At 60.0% G+C, this 25,342-nt stretch carries 19 protein-coding genes; 11 read left to right on the top strand and 8 right to left on the bottom strand.

Translation table 11 applies throughout. From position 1 onward, the window contains the following. Nucleotides 1–22: 22 nt before the first annotated feature. From ACQKIK_RS19465 to coxB, 3 genes are read right to left on the bottom strand one after another with little or no spacing between them, the layout of a single operon-like run. The gene (locus tag ACQKIK_RS19465) at nt 23–382 is read right to left on the bottom strand and encodes a hypothetical protein (protein WP_046161167.1); all 360 of its coding nucleotides are present in this window, start codon (nt 380–382) and stop codon (nt 23–25) included. Further along, a complete protein-coding gene (gene ctaD / locus ACQKIK_RS19460) occupies nt 382–2,913 on the bottom strand; it encodes a cytochrome c oxidase subunit I (protein ID WP_127839138.1) in 2,532 nt (843 codons plus the stop codon). Before ctaD ends, ACQKIK_RS19465 begins: the two co-directional genes overlap by 1 nt. Then, nucleotides 2,910–3,803 carry a cytochrome c oxidase subunit II gene (gene coxB, locus ACQKIK_RS19455; RefSeq protein WP_127839139.1) on the bottom strand — a complete coding sequence of 298 codons (894 nt, stop codon included), beginning with the start codon at nt 3,801–3,803 and terminating at the stop codon, nt 2,910–2,912. Before coxB ends, ctaD begins: the two co-directional genes overlap by 4 nt. 144 nt (nt 3,804–3,947) lie before the next feature. Here coxB and ACQKIK_RS19450 point away from each other — a divergent pair, with 144 nt between their 5' ends. Further along, a complete protein-coding gene (locus ACQKIK_RS19450) occupies nt 3,948–4,412 on the top strand; it encodes a DUF2231 domain-containing protein (RefSeq protein ID WP_019339276.1) in 465 nt (154 codons plus the stop codon). A gap of 74 nt (nt 4,413–4,486) precedes the next feature. On the opposite strand, the gene ACQKIK_RS19445 is transcribed toward ACQKIK_RS19450, so the two are convergent. Then, a complete protein-coding gene (locus tag ACQKIK_RS19445; RefSeq protein ID WP_127839140.1) occupies nt 4,487–4,900 on the bottom strand; it encodes a CopD family protein in 414 nt (137 codons plus the stop codon). 111 nt (nt 4,901–5,011) lie between these two features. Beyond that, nucleotides 5,012–5,893: an ion transporter gene (locus ACQKIK_RS19440; protein ID WP_046161170.1), complete on the bottom strand. Its 882-nt coding sequence runs from the start codon at nt 5,891–5,893 to the stop codon at nt 5,012–5,014. Nucleotides 5,894–6,147: 254 nt separating this feature from the next. Here ACQKIK_RS19440 and moaA point away from each other — a divergent pair, with 254 nt between their 5' ends. The 4 genes from moaA to ligA all read left to right on the top strand — a co-directional run bounded on the left by moaA (nt 6,148) and on the right by ligA (nt 14,723). Next, nucleotides 6,148–7,143 (top strand): GTP 3',8-cyclase MoaA, encoded by a 996-nt coding sequence (gene moaA / locus ACQKIK_RS19435; protein WP_127839141.1) that lies wholly within the window; start codon nt 6,148–6,150, stop codon nt 7,141–7,143. Nucleotides 7,144–7,533: 390 nt separating this feature from the next. Then, nucleotides 7,534–11,022, top strand: a complete 3,489-nt coding sequence (smc, locus tag ACQKIK_RS19430; protein WP_499137152.1) for a chromosome segregation protein SMC — start codon at nt 7,534–7,536, stop codon at nt 11,020–11,022. Between the two features lie 182 nt (nt 11,023–11,204). Continuing rightward, nucleotides 11,205–12,023: a cell division protein ZipA gene (gene zipA, locus ACQKIK_RS19425; RefSeq protein WP_046161172.1), complete on the top strand. Its 819-nt coding sequence runs from the start codon at nt 11,205–11,207 to the stop codon at nt 12,021–12,023. A 333-nt stretch (nt 12,024–12,356) separates the two neighbouring features. Continuing rightward, a complete protein-coding gene (gene ligA, locus ACQKIK_RS19420) occupies nt 12,357–14,723 on the top strand; it encodes an NAD-dependent DNA ligase LigA (protein ID WP_499137151.1) in 2,367 nt (788 codons plus the stop codon). A gap of 153 nt (nt 14,724–14,876) precedes the next feature. Here the strand turns inward: ligA and queD are convergent, their stop codons facing one another. Continuing rightward, nucleotides 14,877–15,233 (bottom strand): 6-carboxytetrahydropterin synthase QueD, encoded by a 357-nt coding sequence (gene queD, locus ACQKIK_RS19415; RefSeq protein WP_241530976.1) that lies wholly within the window; start codon nt 15,231–15,233, stop codon nt 14,877–14,879. 181 nt (nt 15,234–15,414) lie between these two features. Between queD and ACQKIK_RS19410 the strand changes: the two genes are divergently transcribed. Beyond that, on the top strand, nt 15,415–16,731 hold the full coding sequence (locus tag ACQKIK_RS19410; protein ID WP_045427699.1) for a Na+/H+ antiporter family protein: 1,317 nt from the start codon (nt 15,415–15,417) through the stop codon (nt 16,729–16,731). A gap of 113 nt (nt 16,732–16,844) precedes the next feature. After that, nucleotides 16,845–17,903: an AI-2E family transporter gene (locus ACQKIK_RS19405; RefSeq protein WP_241530978.1), complete on the top strand. Its 1,059-nt coding sequence runs from the start codon at nt 16,845–16,847 to the stop codon at nt 17,901–17,903. Nucleotides 17,904–17,935: 32 nt separating this feature from the next. Here ACQKIK_RS19405 and ACQKIK_RS19400 read toward each other — a convergent pair whose 3' ends face one another. Further along, the gene (locus ACQKIK_RS19400; protein ID WP_499137150.1) at nt 17,936–19,924 is read right to left on the bottom strand and encodes a PhoX family protein; all 1,989 of its coding nucleotides are present in this window, start codon (nt 19,922–19,924) and stop codon (nt 17,936–17,938) included. A 145-nt stretch (nt 19,925–20,069) separates the two neighbouring features. Here ACQKIK_RS19400 and zapE point away from each other — a divergent pair, with 145 nt between their 5' ends. Next, entirely contained in the window at nt 20,070–21,197 is a 1,128-nt protein-coding gene (zapE, locus tag ACQKIK_RS19395; protein WP_499137149.1) for a cell division protein ZapE, read from the top strand. A 3-nt stretch (nt 21,198–21,200) separates the two neighbouring features. Here the strand turns inward: zapE and ACQKIK_RS19390 are convergent, their stop codons facing one another. Beyond that, nucleotides 21,201–21,479: a peptidylprolyl isomerase gene (locus tag ACQKIK_RS19390; protein ID WP_064482197.1), complete on the bottom strand. Its 279-nt coding sequence runs from the start codon at nt 21,477–21,479 to the stop codon at nt 21,201–21,203. A gap of 241 nt (nt 21,480–21,720) precedes the next feature. On the opposite strand from ACQKIK_RS19390, the gene ACQKIK_RS19385 reads away from it, so the two are divergent. From ACQKIK_RS19385 to ACQKIK_RS19375, 3 genes are read left to right on the top strand one after another with little or no spacing between them, the layout of a single operon-like run. Beyond that, a complete protein-coding gene (locus ACQKIK_RS19385) occupies nt 21,721–22,872 on the top strand; it encodes a gluconokinase, GntK/IdnK-type (RefSeq protein WP_499137242.1) in 1,152 nt (383 codons plus the stop codon). Nucleotides 22,873–22,915: 43 nt separating this feature from the next. Further along, on the top strand, nt 22,916–24,193 hold the full coding sequence (locus ACQKIK_RS19380; protein ID WP_045427684.1) for a TRAP transporter large permease: 1,278 nt from the start codon (nt 22,916–22,918) through the stop codon (nt 24,191–24,193). 56 nt (nt 24,194–24,249) lie between these two features. Beyond that, a complete protein-coding gene (locus ACQKIK_RS19375; protein ID WP_045427681.1) occupies nt 24,250–25,266 on the top strand; it encodes a TRAP transporter substrate-binding protein in 1,017 nt (338 codons plus the stop codon). The last annotated feature ends 76 nt before the right edge of the window (nt 25,267–25,342 follow it).

Below are 25,342 nucleotides of genomic sequence, written 5' to 3'. Positions count from 1 at the left end.
TCGCAACATACGGGCGCCTCGTTCAGACGCAGGGAGGCAGAAACACCAGCTGCATGCCGACGAAGACCGTCGCCAACGCCGCGATGAAGTGAATCCCGGACGACACCTTGAGCACAAAAACCTGCCGATCATTTAGATCGTTGGGTTCGTGTGCCAGCTTCCAGGTCCGGCGCCCTAGCCACAGCAGCAGCACAATCACCAGCACCGTGAACAGGCCGAAGCTTGCGTTCAGCCAGTTGAATACTCCCTGGCTGGGGTCCGGTGGCGCGATGCCGCAGACCACCGCGTGCGATCCGTACATGGCGGCGAACCAGAGGCTCCAGATGGTTAGCCCAAACGGAATCTGAATGGGATGAAAGACGGACGTGCGGTTGTACTTCATCAGGCACCTCCCCACGCATTCGGGAACAGGACAATCGCGGCGTACGCGCTCCATATCACGCCGAGGTTGTAGTACCAGAGCTGCTCAACGACCACTACTTCATAGGGCGCTTTGTCGCCGACGTAACCGTACATCACCCGCAGGGTCTGCAGCAGCGTGAGAATCGTCGCCAGCCCGCAATGAATCAGGCCGTACGCCAGAATCACGAAGACCACCGCGTCGTGCGCCGTCTCAGTCACCTTCAGGTTCGCCGTCAGCAGCAGCCACAGCAACATGGCCCACTGCACGGCGCCTATCGCCGTGATGGCGCCAAGGTTGAGCATCAACTGTCCGCCGCTTCCCCGACGCAACCGGCCGGGCACGAGTCGCATCCACATTGTCCCAATCGTCAGCAGCACGGCACTTGCAAGCATCAGCCAGCCGTTCAGGTCGGAATGCTCCGGCACCATCCATTCGGGTGAGACTGTCCATAGGTAGAACCAGCCGAACAGCAACGACAAGTAAAGGGTGCCATTGGCCAGTAGGGTGACGCCCATTCCCCAGAGGCCGGGTCCGTCAAAGGTCCGCGAGTGCAGCGGTGGCTCGCCAGGTTGTGTTTGCGCATCGGGCGCGGCGGCGGGGTGGGCACCGTTCTCCCAGGACCAGCGGAACAGCACGATCAACGTGGCGACCGTAGCGATCAACGCGACCCAATAGAACTTGTTCAGCAGGCTCAGACAGAGCACCGCCAGGAACACCGAAGCCACGAATGGCCACCAACTGTTGCCGGGCAAATGAATGATTTCGCGGACTTTGCCGCTCAGCGGGTCCGAGCCCCAGGTTTCACGACGGCCATGGTCGATAGCCTTCAAGGAATGCTCGCCGCGGGCGATGCTGTGGGGCAGGTCGGGGTCTTTCCATAGCGGATGACGGTCGGTGATGTCTGGCAAGCTGACGAAGTTGTACGGGCTCGGCGGCAGGCACGTGGCCCACTCCAGGGTGTCGGCATTCCAGGGGTTGGTTTTTGCCGGTTGACCGAAGCGGAAGTGCAGCACGATATCCAGCAAAATTGTGCCGATGCCGATGGCCATGATGAAGCTGCCGATCGAGGAAACCAGGTTGGGCAGGTCCCAGCCCAGACCGGTGTCGTAGGTGTAGACCCGTCGCGGCATGCCGAGCAGGCCAGTCCAGTGCATGATCAGGAACGTGGTGTTGAAGCCGATGAACACCAGCCAGAAGCCCCAACGGCCCAGACGCACAGACGGCATACGGCCAGAGAAGTGCGGCAGCCAATAGTAGAGCCCGGCCATCAACGGAAAGAACATCCCGCCCACCAGCACGTAATGCATGTGCGCGACGATGAAGTGGGTGTCATGCACCTGCCAGTCGAAGGGCACTAGCGCCACCATCACCCCGGTGAGGCCGCCACAGACGAATACGATCAGGAATCCGACCAGCCAGAGCATCGGTACGTGATAGACCGGTTTACCCAGCCATAACGTCGCGATCCAGGCAAAGATCTGCACGCCAGTGGGTATTGCCACGAGCATGCTCGCCGCGGAGAAGAACCCCAGCGCCAATGCCGGAATGCCGACGGTGAACATGTGATGCACCCACAACCCAAAACTCAGGAACCCGGTGGTCAGCACGCCAAGCACCACCCAGCGATACCCCACCAGTGGTCGCTGACAGAACACGGGTAGCAAGGTCGAGACGATGCCGGCCCCGGGCAGGAAGATGATGTACACCTCTGGGTGGCCGAACAGCCAGAACAGGTGCTGCCAAAGCACCGGATCGCCGCCCTTGGCTGGATCGAAAAACGGCATTCCGGCAGCGCGCTCCAGCTCCAGCAGAATGCTGCCCAGGATCAGTGGCGGGAAACCGAACACGATCATCAATGCCATGACCAGGATGTACCAGGCGTACAGCGGCATCTTGTGCAGCGCCATGCCGTTGGTGCGCGTGCGCAGGATCGAGACCACCAGCTCGACGCCGGCACTGACCGCAGAGATCTCCACGAAGGTGATGCCGAGGAGCCAGAAGTCCGAGTTGACGCCCGGCATGTGTGCCGAGCTCGACAGCGGCGTATACATGAACCAGCCCGCTTTTGGCGCGACGCCGAGAAACACGCTGGACAACAGGATGATGCCGCCGAACAGGTAGCAGAAGTAGCCGAGTGACGAAAGACGCGGGAAGATCAAGTCCCGTGCGCCGATCATCTTCGGAATCAGGTAGACCGCCAGGCCTTCCATCATTGGCACGGCGAAGAGGAACATCATCACCGAGCCGTGCATGGTGAAGACCTGGTTGTAAACCTCCGGCTCCATCAGCACATACCCGGGCAGGGCCAGTTGTGTGCGGATGAGCATGGCCATCAGCCCGCCAATCAAAAAGAACACGGCGCCGGTGACCAGAAAACGCAGGCCAATCGTGGTGTGGTTGACAATGGTCAGCGCGCGCCAGCCGCGCGGATTGCCCCAGACTTCGTTGAACTGGTCGTGCAGTTGATCCGGATCCGTGCTGGGTTTGCTGCTTTGGTCGAGTTGAGTCATGGAGCGAGCGTCTCCAGCCAGTCGGCAATCTGATCGAGGGTTTGCGGCGGAACGTCGTCATGCGCGGGCATACCGTTGCCGAATTTGAGCGTCTTGTGTTCACGGAGCCACTGACGCAATCCGTCATGGTCGTTGTCGATCACGCCAGCGCCGAGGCTCGGTCGTGTGGCAAGGTCCGAGAGGTCCGGTGCGCGACTGCCGTTGGTGATCCCCGCGACACGATGGCATTGACCGCAGCGCTCATCGAATACCTTGCCGGCTTCGCCCGGTGCGCGCTGGGTGAAACTGAGGTTCTCCCGCGCTGCGATCCAGTTGTCGAAACCGGCATCGTCCAGCGCTTCGACATGAAGCTTCATGTGCGCGTGTTGTAAACCGCAGAATTCCGAACACTGACCGTGGAAGACGCCGGTATGGCCCGCCTGCAGGCGAATGACGTTGGTGCGTCCTGGGATCATGTCCATTTTGCCGCCGAGTCGCGGAATCCAGAACGAATGGATGACGTCGGCGCTGGTGACGTTTACGTCTATCAGCCGTCCAGCCGGGATGATCAGCTGGTTCGCGGTCGTGACGCCGCTGTCCGGGTAGTGCACTTCCCACCACCACTGGTGCCCGGTGACCTCAACCTTCAACGGCTGCTGACCCTCGACCGGCAATGGCATCATGCTGCGCCCGGTGGGGATGCCGAAAACCAGCAGGACGACGATGCTCAGGCTGGGCAGCACGATGCCACCACCAATGACCCAGCGTCGGTTGATTCTCACTGCCTGTTCTTTGCTGGTCTCCCGCGGCTTGCGTGCCAGTGCATAGATCCAGATGGCGCTGACTGCTACCAATACCAGCGTGGCGAAGGCAAACATGCCCCACCAGACATGAGCGATCTGGCGTGCCATATGACTGGCTGGGTTGAGCGATGACAGCGGACCGCCGCAGGCGGTCAAAAAAGGAACTGATAGCGCCAGCGTGGTCCATTTCAAGAGGTTGCCGGCTCGTCTGGCTCGGCTGCCTACTCCCGAAAAATGCTGCCGGAGCGTCGAATGGCCCGATACAGAGACTCCATCCACAGCCGCGCTGCGATAGCCGGCCACCCGCTGCACCCGATGCTGATCCACTTTCCAGTTGCCGCTCTGACCGGCTTGCTGCCGGTCGATCTCGCTCACCTCTGGACCCTTGACGATTTCTGGTGGCGTGCCGGCTTGTGGCTGTCCGGTGTGGGTGCACTGGGTGGCTGGGTCGCCAGCATTTTCGGTTTGATCGATCTGGTGACCGTGCGTGAGATCCGTCAGAAGATCACGGCGTGGTGTCATGCGATCCTCGCCGTGATGATGTTGTCGCTGGCTTCGCTGAACTGGCTGCTGCGCTACCAGAACGATGCCCAAAGCATGCAGCTCTGGGCGCTGTACCTGTCGGCGATCACTGCCGTACTGATTTCCCTCGCGGCGTATCTCGGCGGCCGGCTGGTCTACGAGCATGCTGTCGGGGTCGATCTGGATAAGGTCTGATCCAGAATAAGACGGGGCTTGGGATCGTTCGGTCATGGGCATCTTCGAGTTGATCGAGCGGTTCGGGGCATGGGCTAAAAAGGCTTCGCCAGCACTAGCCAAAGCGTCGCGGTGACAAACGTTGCGGCGACTACACCGAGAAAACGACAACGAATGCTGACGCTCTGCTCAGGCGCCCGCTCAACATGCAGCACCAAAACGCCGCACAGGGCGTGGCAGAGCACCATTCCAGCCACGGTGCTGAGCTTGACGATCAGCCAGCCGGCGACCAGGCCCTGGCTCAGAAACAGCGCCGTACCCGAGCCGATGGCGACCAGGGCGGCCGGCGTTCCGATCAGGTTGAACACCATGCGCGTCAGGTGGGCATGGTCACGGTAGAAGAGTGGGTCGCTGCGTCGAGTGCCCGCGGCAATTAGCGCCGGCAGGTAGAGCAGGGTGCCGCACCAGCAGAGCAAGCCCGCGAAGTGCACCAGTTTGAGCAAGGGCATGCATGTCTCCGTCCAGCCCGCGGCAAGTCAGAGGTTGTGACAACCTCGTGCCGGAGCGGTTCGGGGCCAATGCGTAGCGTCTGGTTTGAGGTTTAGTCGGAACTACCCGCTTCAGTCGGCTTCGGGGTCATGCGCGGTCTGGACGTTCTCGTCCTGCAGTGACTTACGACTGAATAGTTGTGTACCGCAGCGGCTACAGAACGACGCGTTGGGTTCATGGCTAAGCTTTTCGCAGCTCGGGCAGCGATAGTGAAGACTGTCCTCACGCATAGCGGTCGCCAGTTCCGCAGTGAAAATGCCCGTTGGGACGGCGATGATCGAGTAACCGGTGATCATCACCAATGTAGCCAGCGCCTTTCCCAGAGGGGTGAGGGGCACGATGTCGCCGAAGCCGACGGTCGTGAGGGTCACTACCGCCCAGTAGATACTCATCGGGATGCTGGTAAAGCCGTTGGCAGGCCCTTCTATCACGTACATCAGCGTGCCGTAGATCAACACCATGGTGGTGACGCTAAGCAGGAACACGATAATTTTCTGCTTGCTGCCCCTAAGCGCTACCAGCAGGAAATTGGCTTGGCTCAGGTATTGCGTCAGCTTGAGCACGCGGAACACCCGAAGCATCCGGATCGCGCGAATCACAAGCAGGTATTGGGCATCAGGAAGCAGCAAAGCGATGAATGCTGGCAGTACGGAGAGCAGGTCGATCGCACCGTAGAAACTGAAGATGTACTTGCGTGGCTCTGGGTGGGTATAGATGCGCAGCAGATATTCGATGGCGAATACGGCCGTGAAGAACCACTCGAGACCCGCCAGCAGCGTCCCGTGCGCTTCTCGGTAGGCCGCAATGCTGTCGAACATTACAACCAGAAGGCTGGCCATGATGAATATCAGCAGCCAGGTGTCGAATCGCTTGCCGGCCGACGTGTTGGTAAAAAAAATGATGACGTAGAGGCGCTCGCGCCAGCCCATCGATCGGAGGGCTTCGTTATCCATCTGCTCAGGCTCCCGGTTCGGCAAAGACTTGGATTATTGTCGACTAAGACTCGCGCATTCAAAGCATCGTTGCGAACGTATCGCCAGGGGCGCCATCGAAACGGTTTGCAGGCGCTATTGCAGAGTACGCTTCCTCAGTGATGATCGGCTCTGCTTTGCACTGGCCAAAGCCCACCGTCTGGTCAGCTGGCTTTGCCTCGGATCACTTTCAGGCATAGTCTTGCGCCAAGCGCATCAATCCGCTGGAGTGCGAAATGCCAGATTCGAAGTTGGTCGATCCGTTCGGCCGACGCATCACCTACCTGAGATTGTCGGTGACCGACCGGTGCGATTTTCGTTGCACCTATTGCATGAGCGAGGACATGGTCTTCGCACCGCGCGCTCAGATCCTCACGCTAGAAGAGCTCTATGCGGTGGCTGATGCGTTTATCAGTCTGGGCGTCAAGCGTATCCGTGTGACCGGTGGCGAGCCGCTGGTGCGCAAGGGATTGCCGAGCCTGCTGAGTCGTCTGGGTGCCCGTGAAGAGCTGGAAGATCTGTCGATCACGACTAACGGCTCGCAACTGTCGACCCTCGCGCTCGTGCTTCGTGATGCTGGCGTCAAGCGTCTGAATATCAGTCTGGATTCGCTCAAGCGTGAACGTTTCGCTGAACTCACGCGCCGCGACATGCTTGCGCAGGTGATCGCTGGCATCGATGCTGCTCGCAGTGCCGGATTCGACCGAATCAAGCTCAACAGCGTGATCCAGAAAGGCCGTAACGACGACGAAGTCCTGGATCTGGTGAATTTCGCCATCGAGCGCGGGCTGGATATCAGCTTTATCGAGGAAATGCCGCTGGGCAACGTATCCAGCCATGAGCGCGAGATTACTTTCTGCTCCAGCGAGGAAGTGCGCGAGCGTATCGAAGCCGGCCACCAGCTGGTACGAAGCAGCCACACCACCGGAGGCCCGTCACGCTATTGGCAAGTCGCCGGAAGCGATACCCAGGTGGGCTTCATTTCGCCTCATAGCAATAACTTCTGTGGCAGTTGCAACCGGGTACGCGTCACCGCCGAAGGCAAGCTGGTGCTCTGCCTCGGTCACGAAGGCGCGCTGGATCTCAAGACCTTGATGCGTCGCTACCCCGGCGACAGTGAGCGGCTGCGCCAGGCGTTGGTCGATGCGCTGCAGCTCAAGCCTGAGAAACATGAATTCCGCACGGACGAGCAGGTCCAGGTGGTGCGCTTCATGAGCATGACGGGCGGTTGAGGCAGCCGGCATCGCAGACCGACAGTAGGGTGGGCTTCAGCCCACCCCACGCCGCGCTTGATGCCCGGACTGCTCGTAGGGTGGATGACGCTTTTTTCATCCACCGTGGTCCATCACTCATTCCTGCCGACCCGCATTGAATTGGCTGTATGGCGGGTGGAGCAACGCTCCGCTTCAGGCCGCCTGATATGTGATCACTGGTGGGCTGAAGCCCACCCTACGTCCAGCCTGCAAGGTTGAGATTGCTGCACTGCTGCGCAGGATGCGGTAAAAGCGGCGTGATAGACTCCGCGGCTTTATGCCAGCATCCACTCGACTTCAGGGCTTCTTCCGATGTTCACGGCGACTCTGCTTGTTCATCCCTACGCCGACTGCCACGGATAGGCCTCAATGCGTCTGAAAAGCATCAAGCTTGCCGGCTTCAAATCTTTCGTCGATCCCACCACGGTCAGCTTTCCCAGCAACATGGCGGCGGTGGTCGGCCCCAATGGTTGCGGAAAGTCCAACATCATCGATGCCGTGCGCTGGGTGATGGGCGAAAGCTCGGCGAAGAACCTGCGCGGCGAGTCGATGACCGATGTCATCTTCAACGGCTCGAACACCCGCAAGCCAGTGACCCAGGCCAGCATCGAACTGATCTTCGATAACTCGGACGGTACGTTGCTGGGCGAATACGCGGCGTTCACAGAAATCTCTATCCGCCGGCGGGTCACGCGTGACGCTCAGAACACTTATTTTCTCAACGGTGTGAAGTGTCGTCGGCGCGACATCACCGACATCTTCCTGGGTACCGGTCTGGGGCCACGCAGCTATTCGATCATCGAGCAAGGCATGATCTCCAAGCTGATCGAGGCCAAGCCGGAAGACCTGCGTAACTTCATCGAAGAGGCGGCCGGCATCTCCAAATACAAGGAGCGCCGCCGCGAAACCGAAACTCGTATCCGCCGCACACATGAAAACCTGGCTCGCCTGACCGATCTGCGGGAAGAGCTGGAACGTCAGCTGGAGCGCTTGCATCGTCAGGCGCAGTCGGCGGAGAAATATCAGGAGTACAAAGCCGAGGAGCGCCAGCTGAAGGCCCAGCTTTCGGCGTTGCGCTGGCAGGCTTTGAACGAACAGGTCGGCCAACGCGAGCAAGTGATCGGCGATCAGGAGGTCAGTTTCGAGGCGTTGATAGCCGAACAGCGCAACGCCGACGCCAGCATTGAGCGCTTGCGCGACGGCCACCATGACCTGTCGGAGCGCTTCAATCTGGTCCAGGGCCGCTTCTATTCTGTCGGCGGCGATATCGCCCGGGTCGAGCAGAGCATTCAGCATGGTCAACAGCGCTTGCGCCAGCTGCAAGATGATCTGCGCGAAGCCGAGCGAGCCCGGCTGGAAACTGAATCCCACCTGGGGCATGACCGCACCGTGCTCGCCACGCTTGGCGAAGAGTTGGCCATGCTCGAGCCGGAGCAGGAAATTGCAGGCGCGACGGCCGAAGAATCTGCCGCCCAGCTCGAAGAAGCCGAGGCGGCAATGCAGCTCTGGCAAGAACAGTGGGAGCGGTTCAACCAGCAGAGCGCCGAGCCGCGCCGGGCGGCGGAAGTCCAGCAGTCGCGCATCCAGCAACTGGAACAAAGCCTAGAGCGCTTGGCAGAACGTCAGCGACGCCTTGAGGACGAGCGCGCCTCGCTCGCCGGCGATCCAGAGGACGCCGCGGTGGCCGAGATAAGTGAGCAGCTGGCCATTGGCGAGCTGAGTCTGGAAGAGCTATCCGCGGCGCAAGAACAAACCGAGCAACAGCTTGAGCTGCTCCGCGAGCAACTGCAGCAGGCAAGTCGCACCGAGCAGGAAGCGCTAGGCCAGTTGCAGCGTATGGGTGGCCGTATCGCTTCGCTTGAGGCTTTGCAGCAGGCTGCCATGGACCCGGGCAAAGGCGTTTCCGATTGGCTGCATGTGCGAGGGCTCGACCAGCGACCGCGTCTGGCCGAAGGGCTTCGCGTAGAGCCGGGATGGGAGCTTGCGGTCGAGACCGTGCTGGGCGCAGATCTGCAAGCCGTGCTGCTGGACAGCTTCGACGAATTGGACCTGAACGGCTTCGAGCAGGGCGATCTGCGTCTGGTCAGCGCCACGCAGCGTGCCGGCGTGATCAGCGGAAGCCTGTTGGATAAAGTCGAGTCCGCCATGGACCTCTCGCCTTGGCTCGGCCGGGTGCGCACTGTGGACGACCTCGATCAGGCGTTGGCTGCGCGAGGCTCGCTTGGTGATGGCGACAGTCTGATCAGTCGTGATGGCTACTGGGTCGGTCGACATTTTCTAAGAATCAGACGGGCTGGAGAGGCCGAGTCCGGAGTGCTGGCGCGCGGCCAGGAACTGACGCGGTTGCAAGCCGAACGTGATGAGTGCGAGGCGAGTCTTGAGCAGTTGACGGAGCAACTCGGCCAGCTGCGCGAGGCACAACGCGAACAGGAGGAGTGCCGGGAACAGCAGCGCCGTCAGCATCAGGATCTGTCTCGTCAGCATGGCGAATTGAACGCTCGCCTGTCGGCCAGCCAGGCCAGGCTGGAACAGTTGAGCTTGCGTTGCCGCCGGCTGGACGAAGAGCTCGTCGAGCTTTCCGAGCAGCGCGCGTTGGAAACCGATCAACTGGGCGAGTCGCGCCTGCATCTGCAAGATGCGCTCGACGCGATGGCCGCCGATACCGAGCAGCGCGAGTCACTGTTGGCTAGCCGTGACGGCATTCGCGAGCAGTTGGACCGGGTTCGCCAGGAAGCGCGACAGCACAAGGATCACGCGCATCAACTGGCCGTCCGAATCGGTTCGCTAAGAGCCCAGCATGATTCGATCCGCCAAGCGCTTGAGCGTCTTGAGCAGCAATTCGAGCGTGCGGTCGAACGCCGCGAACAACTGAACTTGAATCTGGAGGAGGGCGAGGCGCCACTCGAAGAGCTGCGCATGAAACTCGAGGAGCTGCTGGAGCGGCGCATGGGCGTTGAAGACGAGCTCAAGCTGGCACGCTTGGCCCTCGAAGATGCTGATCGCGAATTGCGAGATGCCGAGAAGCGCCGAACCCAGGCCGAGCAGCAGGCGCAGTTGCTGCGTGGCCAGCTGGAGCAGCAGCGCATGGACTGGCAGGCCCTTAGCGTTCGGCGTAAGACGGTGCAGGACCAGTTGCATGAGGAGGGCTTCGATCTGCATGGCGTACTGGCGACGCTGCCCGCCGAGGCCGGCGAGGCCGAGTGGGAAGTCGAACTCGAGCGTCTGGGTGCCCGCATCCAGCGTCTCGGGCCGATCAACCTCGCGGCGATCGATGAATATCAGCAGCAATCGGAACGTAAACGCTACCTCGACGCACAGAACGACGACCTTGCCGAAGCGCTCGATACGCTGGAAAACGTTATCCGTAAGATCGACAAGGAAACGCGAAATCGCTTCAAGGAGACGTTTGATCAGATCAACAGTGGTCTGCAGGCGCTTTTCCCAAAGGTTTTCGGCGGCGGCAACGCTTATCTGGAACTTACCGGGGAAGATTTACTCGATACCGGGGTGGCGATCATGGCGCGACCACCCGGGAAGAAGAACAGCACCATCCACCTGCTGTCTGGCGGTGAGAAGGCACTGACCGCGCTGGCATTGGTGTTTGCGATCTTTCAGCTCAACCCGGCACCGTTTTGCATGCTGGACGAAGTGGACGCGCCTTTGGACGACGCTAACGTCGGGCGCTATGCGCGTCTGGTCAAGGAGATGTCGGAAAAGGTGCAGTTCATTTACATCACGCACAACAAGATTGCGATGGAAATGGCCGACCAGCTGATGGGAGTCACCATGCACGAGCCGGGTTGTTCACGGCTGGTCGCGGTTGACGTAGAGCAGGCGGTGGCGCTCGTGGAAGCTTGAGGGGCGCTCGGTTTAAAGCGCAGTGGAAGGTGTTCATCGACCAATAAAAGAGCCGCGCCGGGCGGTGCAAATCTACCGTTCGTCGTGATAGTTTAGAGCGCAATTTTTACGATGCGCAGATGAGCCTGTTCAGCGGCTGTGAATCTGCGTCTTTATCATCGATTTCAGGGGTTCAAGCATTAATGGATATCGGTCTGCGCGAGTGGCTGATCGTCATCGGCATCATTGTCATCGCCGGCATTCTTTTTGACGGCTGGCGGCGGATGCGTGGTAGCAAGGGCAAGTTGAAATTCAAGCTGGACAGCAATATCGCGAGCAATCTTCCTGATGAAGACGAGCCGAACGAGCTGTTGGGCCCGCCGCGTGTCGTCAGTCGTAACAACGAGCCCTCACTGGACGAAACCGATCTTCCCTCGATGAGCGCACGTGAGACCGGTAAGCGTCGCACCGCAGAACCACGCCAAGGCGACCTGCATTTTTCCAGCGATGATGCTCCAGTCCCTACGCTGCTTGACCCGGTAGCGGATGATGAAAACAAACTCAGCGAGTCCAATGAGGACCTGCCTCCGGTAGAGGAAGTGCTGGTTATCAATGTGATCTCCCGCGACTCGCATGGCTTCCGTGGTCCCGCTCTGCTGCAGAACATTCTCGAAAGCGGTTTGCGCTTTGGCGAGATGGACATCTTCCATCGCCACGAGAGCATGGCGGGTAACGGTGAAGTGCTCTTCTCCATGGCCAATGCGGTCAAGCCTGGAACCTTCGATCTGGACGACATTGACCATTTCACTACGCCAGCCGTGAGCTTCTTCCTAGGTCTGCCCGGTCCGCGCCATCCGAAACAGGCTTTCGATGTCATGGTCGCCGCCGCTCGGAAGTTGTCGCAGGAGCTGAACGGCGAACTCAAGGATGATCAGCGCAGCGTGCTGACAGCTCAGACCATCGAGCACTATCGCCAGCGCATCGTCGATTACGAACGCAGGCAAATGACGGCCAAGCGTTGATCCAGAAAACCGCTCCCAGGAGCGGTTTTTTTAGGGTATTGATCCGTCTGGCCTCATCGAGCCTCGTAGGGTGGGCTTCAGCCCACCGAAGCCTTTTCGCTTAGCTCTGATGGTGGCCGAAGCCATCCCGGCCAACGATGACTCTGATTTCGCCTCTAAGTGTCTTCGAAGACAAACTGATCTGCAGATAGCGGTCAAGCCTCCGACCCCCTCCCGCCCGACGCTCCATGCCATCACGCAAACAGGCTAAAATCCTGCGTAGAACATCCACTTAAGGTCGACCGGCGCGCTGCTTCTGTGCTCGGTCCGGCCTGCAGCTATGGCCCCAATACCATGACGTCCGCCCAGACCGCCGCAGAACGCATTGCCGAACTGCGCAGCGAAATCGACGCCCACAACTACCGGTATTACGTGCTCGACGAGCCCAGCGTTCCTGACGCTGAATATGACCGCCTGTTCAATGAACTCAAAGCACTCGAAGCCGAGCATCCTGAGCTGGTCAGCCCGGACTCGCCTACCCAGCGCGTCGGCGGCGCGGCGTTGGCGGCTTTCGGCCAGGTCCGCCATGAAATGCCAATGCTCAGCCTGGGCAATGCATTCGAAGAACAGGACCTGATCGACTTCGATCGTCGCGCCCGGGAAGGCCTGGATCTACCTTCAGGCGACCTGTTCGGTGGTGGCGTCGAGCTGGAATACAGCTGCGAGCCCAAGCTCGACGGTCTGGCCGTAAGCCTGCTCTACGAAAACGGCAAGCTGGTGCGAGGTGCGACTCGCGGTGACGGCAGTACCGGAGAGGACATCAGCGCGAACGTACGCACAGTGCGCAATATTCCGCTGAAGCTCCACGGCGACGGCTGGCCTGCGGTGTTGGAAGTCCGTGGCGAGATCTACATGCCCAAGGCAGGCTTCGAGGCGTTGAATGCACGTCAGCTGGAGGCGGGTAACAAGCCGTTTGCCAACCCGCGAAACGCCGCCGCGGGCAGCCTGCGCCAGCTTGATTCAAAGATTACTGCCAACCGCCCTCTGGAGCTCTGTGCCTATGGCATCGGCCGCAGCGACGGTGATTTGCCTGATACCCATATCGGCATCCTCGAGGCGCTCAAGGGCTGGGGCTTGCCGATCAGCCGTGAGCTCAAGTTGGCCAAAGGCGTGCAGCAATGTCGCGACTACTACCAGGCCATTGGGGCGAAGCGCGACGCGCTGCCTTATGAAATCGACGGCGTGGTGTTCAAGGTCAACTCGACGGCTCAGCAACGCGAGCTGGGCTTTCGTGCTCGCGAGCCACGTTGGGCGATCGCGCACAAATTCCCAGCACGAGAAGAAGTGACCGAACTGCTCGATGTGGAGTTCCAGGTCGGCCGCACGGGCGCCATCACGCCGGTTGCGCGGCTGCAGCCGGTACAGGTCGCCGGTGTGACGGTATCCAATGCCACACTGCACAACATGGATGAGGTCGCCCGGCTGGGTGTCATGATCGGCGATACGGTGATCGTGCGTCGCGCCGGTGATGTCATTCCGCAGATCCTCGGGGTCATTCCGGAGCGCCGGCCCGACGGCGCGCGTGCCGTGCATGTGCCGGAGCACTGTCCTGTTTGCGGCTCAGCCGTCGAACGCACCCAGCTGATCAAGCGCAGCAAGGGGCGGGAATCGGTAAGTGAAGGTTCGATCTATCGTTGCGTTGGCCGGCTGGCCTGTCAGGCTCAGCTCAAGCAGGCAATCATCCATTTCGTCTCCCGCCGTGCCATGGACATTGATGGCCTGGGTGACAAGATTGTCGAGCAGTTGGTCGATGCAGGGCTGGTCAGTTCGCCCGCGGATCTCTATTCCCTGAGCTTCGAGCAAGTTTTGGCATTGGAGGGCTTCGCCGAGGTTTCGAGCCGCAATCTGCTCAAGTCGATCGACGCCAGCCGCAAGCCGTCCTTGGCGCGCTTCGTCTTTGCCCTGGGTATCCCGGATGTTGGCGAAGGCACTGCAAAATTGCTGGCGCGTGCCTTGGGGTCGCTGGATCGCATCAGTCGAGCATTGCCCGATGTGCTGGTTTATCTGCCGGACATCGGCCTGGAGGTCGCACACGAAATTCACAGCTTCTTCGACGATGACCATAACCAATCCGTCATCGCGCAGTTACGCACGCGCGGTGTGCAGCTGCAGGAGGAAGGTGACGTGCATCCTGAGTTCGCAGCATGTGCGACGCTCGCCGGATTGCTCGACAAGCTGAATATCCCCTTTATAGCCACCACCGGCGCCCAACGTCTCGCTGATCGTTTCGGCAGTCTGCAGAACATTATCGAAGCCGACTGGCTGGATCTGCGTCAGGTTGAACGGCTCAACGAAAAAGCGGCCCGCGCACTGCGCGACTATTTCGACGACCCGGCAAATGCTGCGCGCGCTCGTGCCATCGAAGCCCAGCTGAAGGAATTCGGCATGCATTGGGAGAGCGAAAGAAAGGCCGCGGAAGGCTTGCCGCTTGCCGGTCAGACTTGGGTGCTGACGGGCACGCTGGAAAGCATGAGCCGGGACGACGCCAAGGCAAGGCTGGAAGCCTTGGGCGCAAAAGTTTCTGGCTCTGTTTCGGCGAAGACAAGTGTCGTGGTGGCTGGGCCGGGCGCCGGGTCCAAGTTAGCTAAAGCCAACGAACTGGGGCTGGAAGTGGATGACGAAGCGTCCTTTCTAAAGCGCCTTGCCAGCCTCGAAAGCTAGTCGTCAATCGGTGCGCGGCTGGGGCCTGCATGGCAGGTCCCGCTACGTGGCCATGGAAGCTAGGTCGCTCAGGCTGCTAACGGGGCGCCATTTGTTGACTGATTTACGCGCCCGATGAAGCGGGTAAAACAGCGCTGACTTGGCCTTGCGCTATTACTGGCCGCGGTATTCGCAGCCACTGGTGCAGGTTTCATGGATGCGTATCCGCGAGAGCTCCGGTAATAACGGCTTCAGCTCGTTCCAGATCCATATCGCGAGATTTTCGCTGGTCGGGTTGTCGAGGCCCGGCAGATCGTTCAGATAGTGGTGGTCGAGCCGTTCGTAGATGGGCTTGAAGATCTGCTTGATTTCGCTGAAATCGCGGATCCAGCCTGTCTGGGCGTTCACCTCGCCCTCAAGATAAATCGCGACTCGGAACGAGTGCCCGTGCAAACGGCCACACTTGTGCCCATCGGGTACGTGGGGCAAGCGGTGGGCGGACTCGAAGGTGAACTCTTTGAATATTTCCACTGATGCATCCGGATAAGGGCGAAAGGCGGCATTCTACTGGTTTGTACTCAGCTGTCGTTGCTGGACAGCAGCCTGCAAGGTGCAACTTCACCACTGCTTGCGCGGTGCTTTTGACACTCCCTCGAGCTTGGGGCAAAGTGCCCGGCTTTTTATCGGCGTTCGCCGCTTTCGGGGAGTTGAAATGAATGCAGTGGTAGCGGCAGTCGGCATCATGCTGATTCTTAGCCTGTGCAGGGTCCATGTGGTGGTGGCGCTGATTGCGGGCGCTCTAGCTGGCGGCGTTTTGGGTGGGTTGGGGCTGGAAGGGACCCTCGCCGCGTTCAACAAGGGGCTGGGTGGCGGCGCGACGGTAGCGCTTTCCTACGCTTTGCTGGGTGCGTTCGCTGTTGCGATCGGCAAGAGCGGGTTGGCCCACGCGTTGGCTGATCGTGCACTGGCCATGGTAGGCAAACGCGAATCGGAGTCGGCAGGAGCCGTGAAGTGGTTGATGATCGGGCTGCTGCTGGCGGTTGCCGTGTCGTCGCAGAATATCCTGCCGATCCATATCGCCTTCATCCCGCTGCTGGTGCCGCCGTTGCTTTACGTGCTGAGCAAACTGCAGATCGACAGACGTCTGATTGCTTGCGTGCTGGCGTTCGGTCTGGTCACACCCTACATGTTCCTGCCGGTGGGCTTCGGCAGCATCTTTCTGCACGAGATTCTGCTGGCGAACGTAGCCAAGAGCGGTGCTGACATCGCCGGGATCAACGTAAGCCAGGCCATGTTGATTCCAGCTATCGGCATGCTGACCGGACTGCTGATCGCCATGTTCAGCTATCGCAAGTCGCGAACGTACGACCTGACCAAAGTCGACCAGTCAAAGGCAATCAGTGTCAGCTACAGCCCGCTGACCTTGTTGGTTGCAGGGCTAGCGGTCGCAGCCGCTTTTGTTGTTCAGCTGTGGTTGGACTCGATGATCATCGGTGCGCTGGTCGGTTTCGTGACGTTTTCCGTATCCGGCGTGGTGCGCTGGAAGGAGGCCGATGACCTGTTTACCGAGGGCATGAAGATGATGGCCATGATTGGCTTCATCATGATTGCTGCAGCGGGATTTGCTGAAGTGATGCGCGAGACCGGCGAGGTAAAAACCCTTGTCGATGCGTCTGCAGCCTGGATTGGCAACAGCAAAGCCGTCGGCGCGCTGCTGATGCTACTGGTGGGGTTGCTGGTCACCATCGGCATCGGTTCCTCTTTCTCGACTGTGCCAATCATCGCAGCGATCTTCGTTCCGCTCGGGTTGGAACTCGGCTTCAGTCCGCTGGCAATCGTCAGCCTGGTGGGTACGGCTGGTGCGCTCGGAGACGCCGGTTCGCCAGCATCGGACTCGACACTTGGCCCAACCGCCGGCTTGAATGCTGATGGCCAGCACAACCATATCTGGGACACCGTGGTGCCGACCTTCCTGCACTACAACCTGCCGCTACTCGCATTCGGCTGGATTGCCGCAATGACGCTCTAACGCTTCCCAGGTGCCATACGCGTCGTTGCAACGGCGCGTTCACTCCATCTCTATCAGCACTCCTGACAACAATCGCTGACTAACGGATACAACCGCAGCGATAGGATGCATCCGTGAAATCAACCCTTGAGCAGAAAGTCTTTCTTGCTCTGTTGCTCGTCGTAAGCATTGCCTTCGGCTGGATACTCTATCCGTTCTACGGGGCGGTATTTTGGGCCGTCATTCTGGCAATCATCTTTTCGCCGCTGCAACGCCGCTTGCAACGCCATATGGGGTACCGGCGAAACCTGACAGCGATCATTACCTTATTGGTTTGCCTGATCGTTGCGGTGCTGCCGGTGATTCTAATTACCGGTCTTCTGGTCCAGGAAGGTTCGTCACTCTACCAACAGATGGAAAGTGGTGAGCTTGACGTCGGCCAGTTCGTGGGTGGGATGAAGGAGCTGCTGCCGGACTCGCTGCAGCAGCAGCTGCAACGCTTCGGTTTTGGCAATCTGGATCAGATGCGTGAACGCCTTGCCAGTGGCGCGTTGCAGGGCAGCCAGTACCTCGCGACCAAGGCGTTCAGTTTCGGACAGGGCACCTTCCAGTTCCTCGTCAGCTTTTTTGTGATGCTGTATTTGCTGTTCTTCTTCATCCGGGACGGGCGCGAGCTGGTTCTGAAAATCCGCCGCGCGCTGCCGCTAAGCGATAACCAGAAACGCAGGCTGTTCAGCAAGTTCACCCGGGTGGTTCGCGCCACTGTCAAAGGCAACATCGTGGTGGCAGCTACTCAGGGATTTCTCGGCGGGGTGATCTTTGCGATTCTTGGGATACCGGCATCGTTGCTCTGGGGCGTGCTGATGGCGTTTCTATCCTTGCTGCCAGCAATTGGCGCCGGCCTGATCTGGACGCCGGTTGCGATCTACTTTCTGGTGCAAGGCATGGTCATCCAGAGCGTGATCCTGACGCTCTACGGGATTCTGGTGATTGGCCTGGTAGACAATTTCCTCAGGCCGGTCCTGGTGGGTAAGGACACCAAGATGCCTGACTATCTGGTGCTGATCTCGACGTTGGGCGGTCTCGCCCTGTTTGGCCTGAATGGCTTCGTCATCGGTCCGCTGATTGCTGCCTTGTTCATGTCGTCGTGGGCCTTGTTCATCACCCCTGACGCAAAACCTACACCCGAGTAGGCGTCCGGGCGGAGCCGGACGCCGCTCTTGGGCTAGAGAATACGCCCGCCATCGTCACGCGTGATGATCACCGTCGCCGAACGCGGCCTGCGACCAGGGCCGTCGGGCCAGGTGCTGGTGTATTCCGTTGGCGTTGATCCTTCCCCTGGGTGCTGGATGTTCACAAACAGCGTGCGGAAGTCAGGAGTAGCGGTGATACCGGTCACTTCGGCTCCCAGGGGGCCGACCAGGAAGCGTTTGGTCTCGCCGCTCTTCGGGTCCGATATCAGCATCTGGTTGTTGCCGAAGGGGCCGCTTCTGAGCTGACTTCCGCTCATGTCGGTCTGGATCCAGAGTCGTCCTTCCTCGTCGAACCAAAGCCCGTCCGGGCTCGCCATGATGTTTTCGTCAGTCAGTGGCCGACCGCGCGGATCTCGGCTGTCACTCTGTGGCCCGGCGAGCAAATACAGATCCCACTGGAACTGCGTGCCAATCTGATTCTTGCCCAGCTCACGCCAACGGATGATGTGTCCGGTGGGGTTCGGCGCGCGAGGGTTGGCTGCGTCGGCTTCCTCCCGCGAGCTGTTGTTGGTGAGCGTGAAATACACCTCACCGGTGTCCGGATGAACGGCGCCCCACTCAGGGCGGTCCATTTTAGTCGCGCCAACGACGTCCGCTGCCAGACGAGTATTGATCAGTACTTCGCCCTGATCGGCAAAGCTGACGTTTGCTGCAGCGCATGCCTGCTGGAAGGCCGCGTCTTCGATATCCAACGCTAGCCAGTCGCCGCTGCCGTCCGGGTTGAAGCGCGCGACGTATAGAGTGCCATCGTCGAGTAGCCGGCCGTCGCTGCGCTGCGGGCGGTACTTGTCGCGACTGATGTACTTGTAGATGTATTCGTTCTGCGAATCGTCGCCGGAGTAGCAGACGAGCGGCCAGCCCGGTTTGGTAGGTGCAAACACCAAGCCCTCGTGGCCAAAGCGGCCCAGCGCAGTGTGCTTGACCGGAGTTGAATCCGGGTCGAAGGGATCGATTTCGACAATCCAGCCAAACGTATTCGGCTCGTTACGATAGTCGGCTCGCGCGTCTGCGGCTGTCGTGGTCGCATCGAAACGCTCGAATTCGTCGCCGCGAACCGTCTCCCAGCCGTAACGCCCGCTCGAACGAAGGCCGTAGCGCTCCAGGTGGCGAGGCAATTCAGCGTCGCGCACTGCGAAATAGCCCGCCCAGTTTTCTTCGCACGTCAGGTAGGTGCCCCATGGCGTGTAGCCATTCGAGCAGTTGTTCAGCGTACCGCGGGTCGACGTACCGCTCGGGCTGTAGCGGGTTTGCATCAGCTCATGGCCACGAGCCGGACCTTCGATATGCATCGGCGTCGCGCCGGTTATGCGGCGGTTGCGTGCGGATGGCAGTACCGACCAGTCTCCCTGAGGGCCACGGCGTACCTCGACGACCGAAACACCGTGCGCGTTGATCTCCTTGCGCACTTCATCGGCATCCGCGCGTTTGCCATTGACCACCGTTGGGCCGTTGGGATGAAGCAGCGGCGCATCAATGTACTCATGATTCAGTACGAGCAGACCGTGATCACTTTTACGGCCCTTGAAGCGCGCGTCCATCGGGAAGAAATGCATGCCGTCGTGATGCATGCCGGTCTGCTGAGCCTGGTCTTCTGCACTGTTGCTGGCGTCTTCCAGAAAAGCGGGGTAGCTACCGCAGATTGGCGTGCCCCACGGAATGAACGTCTTGGCGGAAAAACCGGCGGGCACGGTGATGGTGTCGGCGCGGGTTACCGGCACTGCACCAAAGGGGAGGCGATTACGCAGCTGGAAGGGCTGACCACTGCCGATCTTGGCCGGCTCGGCTGCTCCTGCTATCGAAGGCAGGCCGCCCAGAAAGGCAAGCGCACCGAACGCTGCTCCGCTCGCCACGACCTTGCGACGGCCTTGGTTGATGACATCCTGGATGTGAGGGTTGGCGGAATGGTTACTTGGCAGTTCATCGCCGTTGCCGAACAGTATGTTTTGACTATCGTCAGTCACGGTGCAGCTCCATAGGTAATCGACGGGACTGTGACGTTATGTGCGGCGTGCGACAGCTTTATGACACAGGTTTTCGCGGTCGACGAGCGGTACGTGTTTTATCTCTGCGGTACCATCACAGCCCTGTTTCGGAACGGCCGCTTAAATGAACACCAGCGCTCCGCTTGCCATGTATCGGCAAGCCATCGCCCGTGAGGGCTACGTCAGTGATGCAGCTCAGCTGCGCACGGTGGAACGGCTGCAGCACTGCTACGAGACGCTGCATGGCAACGTGGCCCGTGAATTGCGCTGCGGTGTCTATCTGTGGGGACCGGTCGGGCGCGGCAAGACCTGGCTGATGGACATGTTCCATCGCAGCCTCAAAGTGCCGGCGAGGCGTCAGCATTTTCACCACTTCATGCGCTGGGTACACATTCGTCTGTTTCAGCTCAACGGCACGTCAGATCCGCTACAGGCGTTAGCGACGGAGCTGAGCGAAGACGTGCGGGTGCTGTGTTTCGACGAGCTGTTCGTGGCGGATATCGGCGATGCGATCATCCTGGGCCGCCTGTTTCAGGTGATGTTCGAGCAGGGCGTGGTCATCGTTGCGACGTCCAACCAGCCACCTCATCAGCTCTATGCTGACGGTTTCAACCGCGAGCGCTTCCTGCCTGCTATCGATGCGATCGAGCGCCACATGCATGTAGTAAACGTGGACGGCGGTGCTGATCATCGCTTGCGTCCAGGTGTGGGCGAGCAGCGTTACTGGGTGCGTGATCCCCACGAAGACGGGGTGCTACGTTCGGTCTTCGACAGGTTGGACGGCGGGACGACCGCTACGACCGAGGCGGTCCTCATCGGACGCCGGCCGCTTCAAGTTGTGTGCAGCAGCGACTCCGTCCTTTGGTGTCGCTTTGCAGACCTGTGCGCACAGCCATTCTCGGCGCGGGATTTCATCGAGCTATGCGATCGCTACCAGGCGATCCTGATTGGCGACGTGCCGCGGTTGGGCAGCGAACAGCGTGAAGGGCGCATCGCTCGTGGAACCGAGGATGGTGCGGCGCGGGTGGAGGCGGGGGATCGTGAGCTACCTAAGTTGGCTGCTCACGATGATAGTGTCAGGCGATTCATCGCTCTAGTGGATGAATGCTATGACCGGGGGGTGCCGCTGTATCTCGAAGCCCGGGTTGCCATGGACGAGCTTTATACCGAGGGCTATCTGTCGTTTGCCTTTCGCCGCACGCTGAGCCGATTGCGCGAGATGCAGTTGCAGCGTTTCGGTAGGGCCGATTGAGCCTCAGTCGCGGTAGAACACCTGCACAAGGTGATAGCCGAACTGGCTTTTGATTGGACCATGCACTTCACGCAGCGGCTTTTTGAAAATCACCTGATCGATGCTGCGCACCATTTGCCCCGGTCGAACTTCGCCTAGATCACCGCCTTTCTTGCCCGACGGGCAGGTCGAAAACTTCCTTGCTAACACATCGAAGGCTTCGCCGTTGGCGATGCGCTTTTTCAGCTGCGCGGCTTCAGCTTCGGTCTTGACCAGGATGTGGCGGGCCATGGCTTTCGGCATTGTGAATCTCCTCGGATGCGGCGGCGATTGTAGTCATACAGCCCGGGAAACCGAAGCGGGAATCGAATGGGATCGACCTTTGGTCTTCAAATAAACCCGACGAACGGTGTTTATGGTTGCTATATGTTAGCGCTACCATTCGGTCCACAAACATAATGTGGCACAACGATGCCGCCGGAGACCGACAGTGGATTACCACTCCCACAGCGAATTTCCCGCAAATCGCCGCGCATTGGTGGTCATGGGCGTCAGTGGTTCGGGCAAGACCGAAACCAGCCATGCCGTAGCCGATGCCTTGGGCTTTCGACACATCGAAGCCGATCATTTCCATCCCGAAGAAAACGTTGCGCGCATGCGTGCCGGCACGCCTTTGTCGGATGCCGACCGGGTCGAGTGGCTGCAAAAGCTCGTCATCGAAATGCAGCGTGCCATCGACGACGACGTTGGCTTCGTTCTCGCCTGTTCAGCCCTGAAGCGCCGTTACCGCGACCTGTTGCGCGACGCCGTGCCTGGCCTGTGCTTTGCGCACCTTTCCATCGATTACGACACGGCTATCCAGCGCGTTGGTGGGCGGGCCGGTCATTTCATGCCGATTTCGCTGGTGGACAGCCAGTTCGCGACGCTCGAGTCACCGGCAGGCGAGCCCCACGTGCTTGTGGTCGATGCCAGCCAGCCGCGAGAGCAGGTCCTGAACGAGATCACCCGCTGGATGAATCAGGACGGCGGCTTGGCTATTAATGCCAAGGAAGACCTTTCCGCGGCTCCGCTTGATAGCGCTAACAAGCGCGGCGGCGAGCACGGCGGTCAGCGCAGTAGCGAGCCTGCCAACATGGTGGATAGTCAGGACGTCGAGCCCAAGGGCGCCGAGCTGACTACTCAGCCGATCTACGGCGGCAAGTTTGCTCAGGGCTTCGACCGGATTACGGACTGGCTGATGGCGGCGTTATTGGCCTTCATGGTCATCGTGGTGTTCAGCAGTGTGGTCTTGCGCTATGCCTTCGGTACTGGTTGGACGGGCGCAGAAGAGCTCTCGAGGCTGGCCTTCGTTTGGCTGGTGTTCGTCGGTGTGGCTTCGAGCATGCGCCGAGGCGAGCTGATGGCCTTCAGCATGATTCGTGACCGGTTTCCGCATCTGCTCCGCCGCTTGGTGGACTCGGTCAGCTGGATCATGGTCGCAGTGGCCAGTGCGTTGGCCGCGATGGGCGGATGGAATCAGATGCAGTTCGGCTGGACCATCAACAGCCCGGTGGTGGGGTATCCGCTGGCCGTGGCCATGGTTCCGGTTGCGGCCAGCATGGTCGCTCTCGCCATCCTGGCGCTGATCCAGCTGGTGAATGTCTGGCGCCGACAGCCGCCGTTACCCATCGCCGAAGCCAACGTAACGGCCGATTGATCCCCGATAACAACAAGGGCATGCGCCCACCCGAGGTCCGTACATGACTGTCGTCGTCTTCTTATCGTCATTGTTTGGCTTCATGGCCTTCGGTATGCCGATTGCCTTCGCGCTGATTCTTACCGGCGCGGTGCTGATGTGGTACCTGGATTTCTGGGATGTGCAGCTGCTGGCGCAGAACCTTCAGGCCGGTGCCGACAGCTTTCCGCTGTTGGCTGTGCCGTTCTTCATCCTGGCTGGCGAGCTGATGAATGCGGGCGGCATCTCGCGCCGGATCATCAACATGGCGCAGGCCTACTTCGGCCATAAGCGCGGTGGCCTTGGCTATGTGGCCATTGCGGCGTCGGTCCTGCTGGCAAGCATGTCCGGCTCGGCCCTGGCCGATACCGCCGCGCTGGCGACACTGTTGCTCCCAATGATGCGTGAGCGCGGTTACCCGCTGAGCTCGTCTTCGGGCTTGGTGGCCGCCGGCGGCATCATCGCGCCGATCATTCCGCCGTCGATGCCGTTCGTCATCTACGGCGTTGTCACCAACACCTCCATCAGCCAGCTGTTCCTTGCCGGTATGGTTCCGGGCCTGATCATGGGCGTAGGACTGGTGGTGGCCTGGACGATGATCGCCCGCCGGATCGATGAACCCCCACAGGAAAAAGCCAGCGGAGCTGAACGCCGTAAGGCACTGGTCGATGGCGCGGCTGCGCTGATGCTGCCGGTGATCATCGTGGGCGGCTTGCGTTTCGGTCTGTTCACGCCGACCGAGGCGGCTGTGGTGGCTGCTGTCTATGCATTGCTGGTGTCGACGCTGCTGTACCGCGAACTGAGCTGGAACGGTGTGATTGAGGTGTTGACCCGCGCCAGCCGCACCACGGCGTCGGTCATGTTCCTTTGCGCAGCGGCAATCGTCTCCGCCTACATGATTACGCTGGCCCAGTTGCCGGACGAGATCGCTTCGATGCTCGGCCCGTTGGCAGAAGATCCCAAGCTGCTGATGGTCGCCATCATGGTGTTGATGATCGCGATTGGCATGGTGCTCGACCTGACCCCGACCATCCTGATTCTCGGGCCGGTGTTGGCGCCGATTGCAGTGAAGGCCGGGATCAACCCGGTGTACTTCGGCGTGATGTTCGTGCTGATCGGCTCGATTGGTCTGATCACGCCGCCCGTTGGCACGGTACTCAACGTTGTCGGCGGAATAGGGCGGCTGCGCATGGAAACGCTGGTGCGCGGTGTCATCCCGTTCTTCCTCATCTATCTGGCCATCGTTGTTCTGCTGATAGCAGTGCCGTCGATCATCACCGTGCCGTTGGAATGGCTGCGGTGACGGACACGAGGCTTGAGCATCAACCCTTCATCCACAACAACAAAAGGTAAGTGAATATGAAACGATTTCTCATCGCGGCCCTGGCCGCCACTACGCTTAGCAGTGCTATCACCGCAGTGACCGCTCAGGCAGCCGACGATATCCGGCCACGGATGATTCGCTTTGGCTACGGGCTCAACGAAGACAGCAATCAGGGGCGCGCCGCGAAGCTGCTGGCCGAGGAGATCGCCAAGGCCTCCGATGGCAAGCTCAAGGTTCGTACCTTCGGTTCTGCCAGCCTGGGTTCTGATGATCAGATGCAGAACGCATTGATGGGCGGCGCTCAGGAAATGATGGTTGGTTCGACGGCTACCCTGGTCGGTGTTGCCGAAGAAATGGCGGTCTGGGACACGCCGTTCCTGTTCGAGAGCGAGAAGCAGGCCGACCACGTGCTGGATGGCCCGGTCGGTCAGAAGGTCATGGATGCGCTGGAAGAAAAGGGCCTCGTTGGCTTGGCGTATTGGGAAAACGGCTTCCGTAACCTGACCAACAACGTGCGTCCTGTCGAGAAGCTGGAAGACTTCGACGGCATCAAGTTGCGCGTGATGCCAAACCCCGTGTTCATCGATACCTTCAAGCTGATGGGCGCCAACGCTGTCCCGCTGCCGTTCTCCGAGCTGTTCACGGCACTGGAAACCAAGGCAGTCGACGGTCAGGAGAATCCCTATAACACCATCCTCTCGTCCAAGTTCTACGAGGTACAGAAGTACCTGAGCGTGACCAATCACGTGTACAGCCCATGGATCGTCACGGCATCCAAGCGCTGGTGGGATGGCCTGTCGAAAACTGAGCAGGACATCATCATGAAGGCGGCGCAGACGGCTCGTGATTTCGAACGTGAGGACACTCGCGCCGAAGCCCGCGAGGCCCTGGCCAAGATCAAGGAGCAGGGTATGGAGGTGAACAAGGTCAGCCCGGAAGAGATCCAGCGCATGCGGGAACAGGCTAAACCGGCAATCCAGACCGTCATCGATACGGTTGGCGAGCCTCTGTTCAACGAAGTACAGGCTGCGGTCGAGAAAGCCCCGAAGTAATCGGACGCGTCCCATGCAGGCCATGTAAAACCCAGCGAGCAATAGCGTTCGCATGGCCTGCTTCGGGGCGCCTTCC

This window comes from Pseudomonas sp. NPDC047961, assembly GCF_050272435.1.
Lineage (GTDB): Bacteria > Pseudomonadota > Gammaproteobacteria > Pseudomonadales > Pseudomonadaceae > Stutzerimonas.
The sequence above is the reverse complement of the archived record's forward strand: the minus strand, read 5'-3'. Positions and strand labels throughout refer to the sequence as shown.

Coding starts and splice junctions, on each gene's coding strand:
- ACQKIK_RS19465 (WP_046161167.1), bottom strand. CDS start 382: ATGAAGTACAACCGCACGTCCGTCTTTCATCCCATTCAGATTCCGTTT.
- ctaD (WP_127839138.1), bottom strand. CDS start 2,913: ATGACTCAACTCGACCAAAGCAGCAAACCCAGCACGGATCCGGATCAA.
- coxB (WP_127839139.1), bottom strand. CDS start 3,803: ATGGCACGCCAGATCGCTCATGTCTGGTGGGGCATGTTTGCCTTCGCC.
- ACQKIK_RS19450 (WP_019339276.1), top strand. CDS start 3,948: ATGGCCCGATACAGAGACTCCATCCACAGCCGCGCTGCGATAGCCGGC.
- ACQKIK_RS19445 (WP_127839140.1), bottom strand. CDS start 4,900: ATGCCCTTGCTCAAACTGGTGCACTTCGCGGGCTTGCTCTGCTGGTGC.
- ACQKIK_RS19440 (WP_046161170.1), bottom strand. CDS start 5,893: ATGGATAACGAAGCCCTCCGATCGATGGGCTGGCGCGAGCGCCTCTAC.
- moaA (WP_127839141.1), top strand. CDS start 6,148: ATGCCAGATTCGAAGTTGGTCGATCCGTTCGGCCGACGCATCACCTAC.
- smc (WP_499137152.1), top strand. CDS start 7,534: ATGCGTCTGAAAAGCATCAAGCTTGCCGGCTTCAAATCTTTCGTCGAT.
- zipA (WP_046161172.1), top strand. CDS start 11,205: ATGGATATCGGTCTGCGCGAGTGGCTGATCGTCATCGGCATCATTGTC.
- ligA (WP_499137151.1), top strand. CDS start 12,357: ATGACGTCCGCCCAGACCGCCGCAGAACGCATTGCCGAACTGCGCAGC.
- ACQKIK_RS19410 (WP_045427699.1), top strand. CDS start 15,415: ATGAATGCAGTGGTAGCGGCAGTCGGCATCATGCTGATTCTTAGCCTG.
- zapE (WP_499137149.1), top strand. CDS start 20,070: ATGAACACCAGCGCTCCGCTTGCCATGTATCGGCAAGCCATCGCCCGT.
- ACQKIK_RS19390 (WP_064482197.1), bottom strand. CDS start 21,479: ATGCCGAAAGCCATGGCCCGCCACATCCTGGTCAAGACCGAAGCTGAA.
- ACQKIK_RS19385 (WP_499137242.1), top strand. CDS start 21,721: ATGGGCGTCAGTGGTTCGGGCAAGACCGAAACCAGCCATGCCGTAGCC.
- ACQKIK_RS19380 (WP_045427684.1), top strand. CDS start 22,916: ATGACTGTCGTCGTCTTCTTATCGTCATTGTTTGGCTTCATGGCCTTC.
- ACQKIK_RS19375 (WP_045427681.1), top strand. CDS start 24,250: ATGAAACGATTTCTCATCGCGGCCCTGGCCGCCACTACGCTTAGCAGT.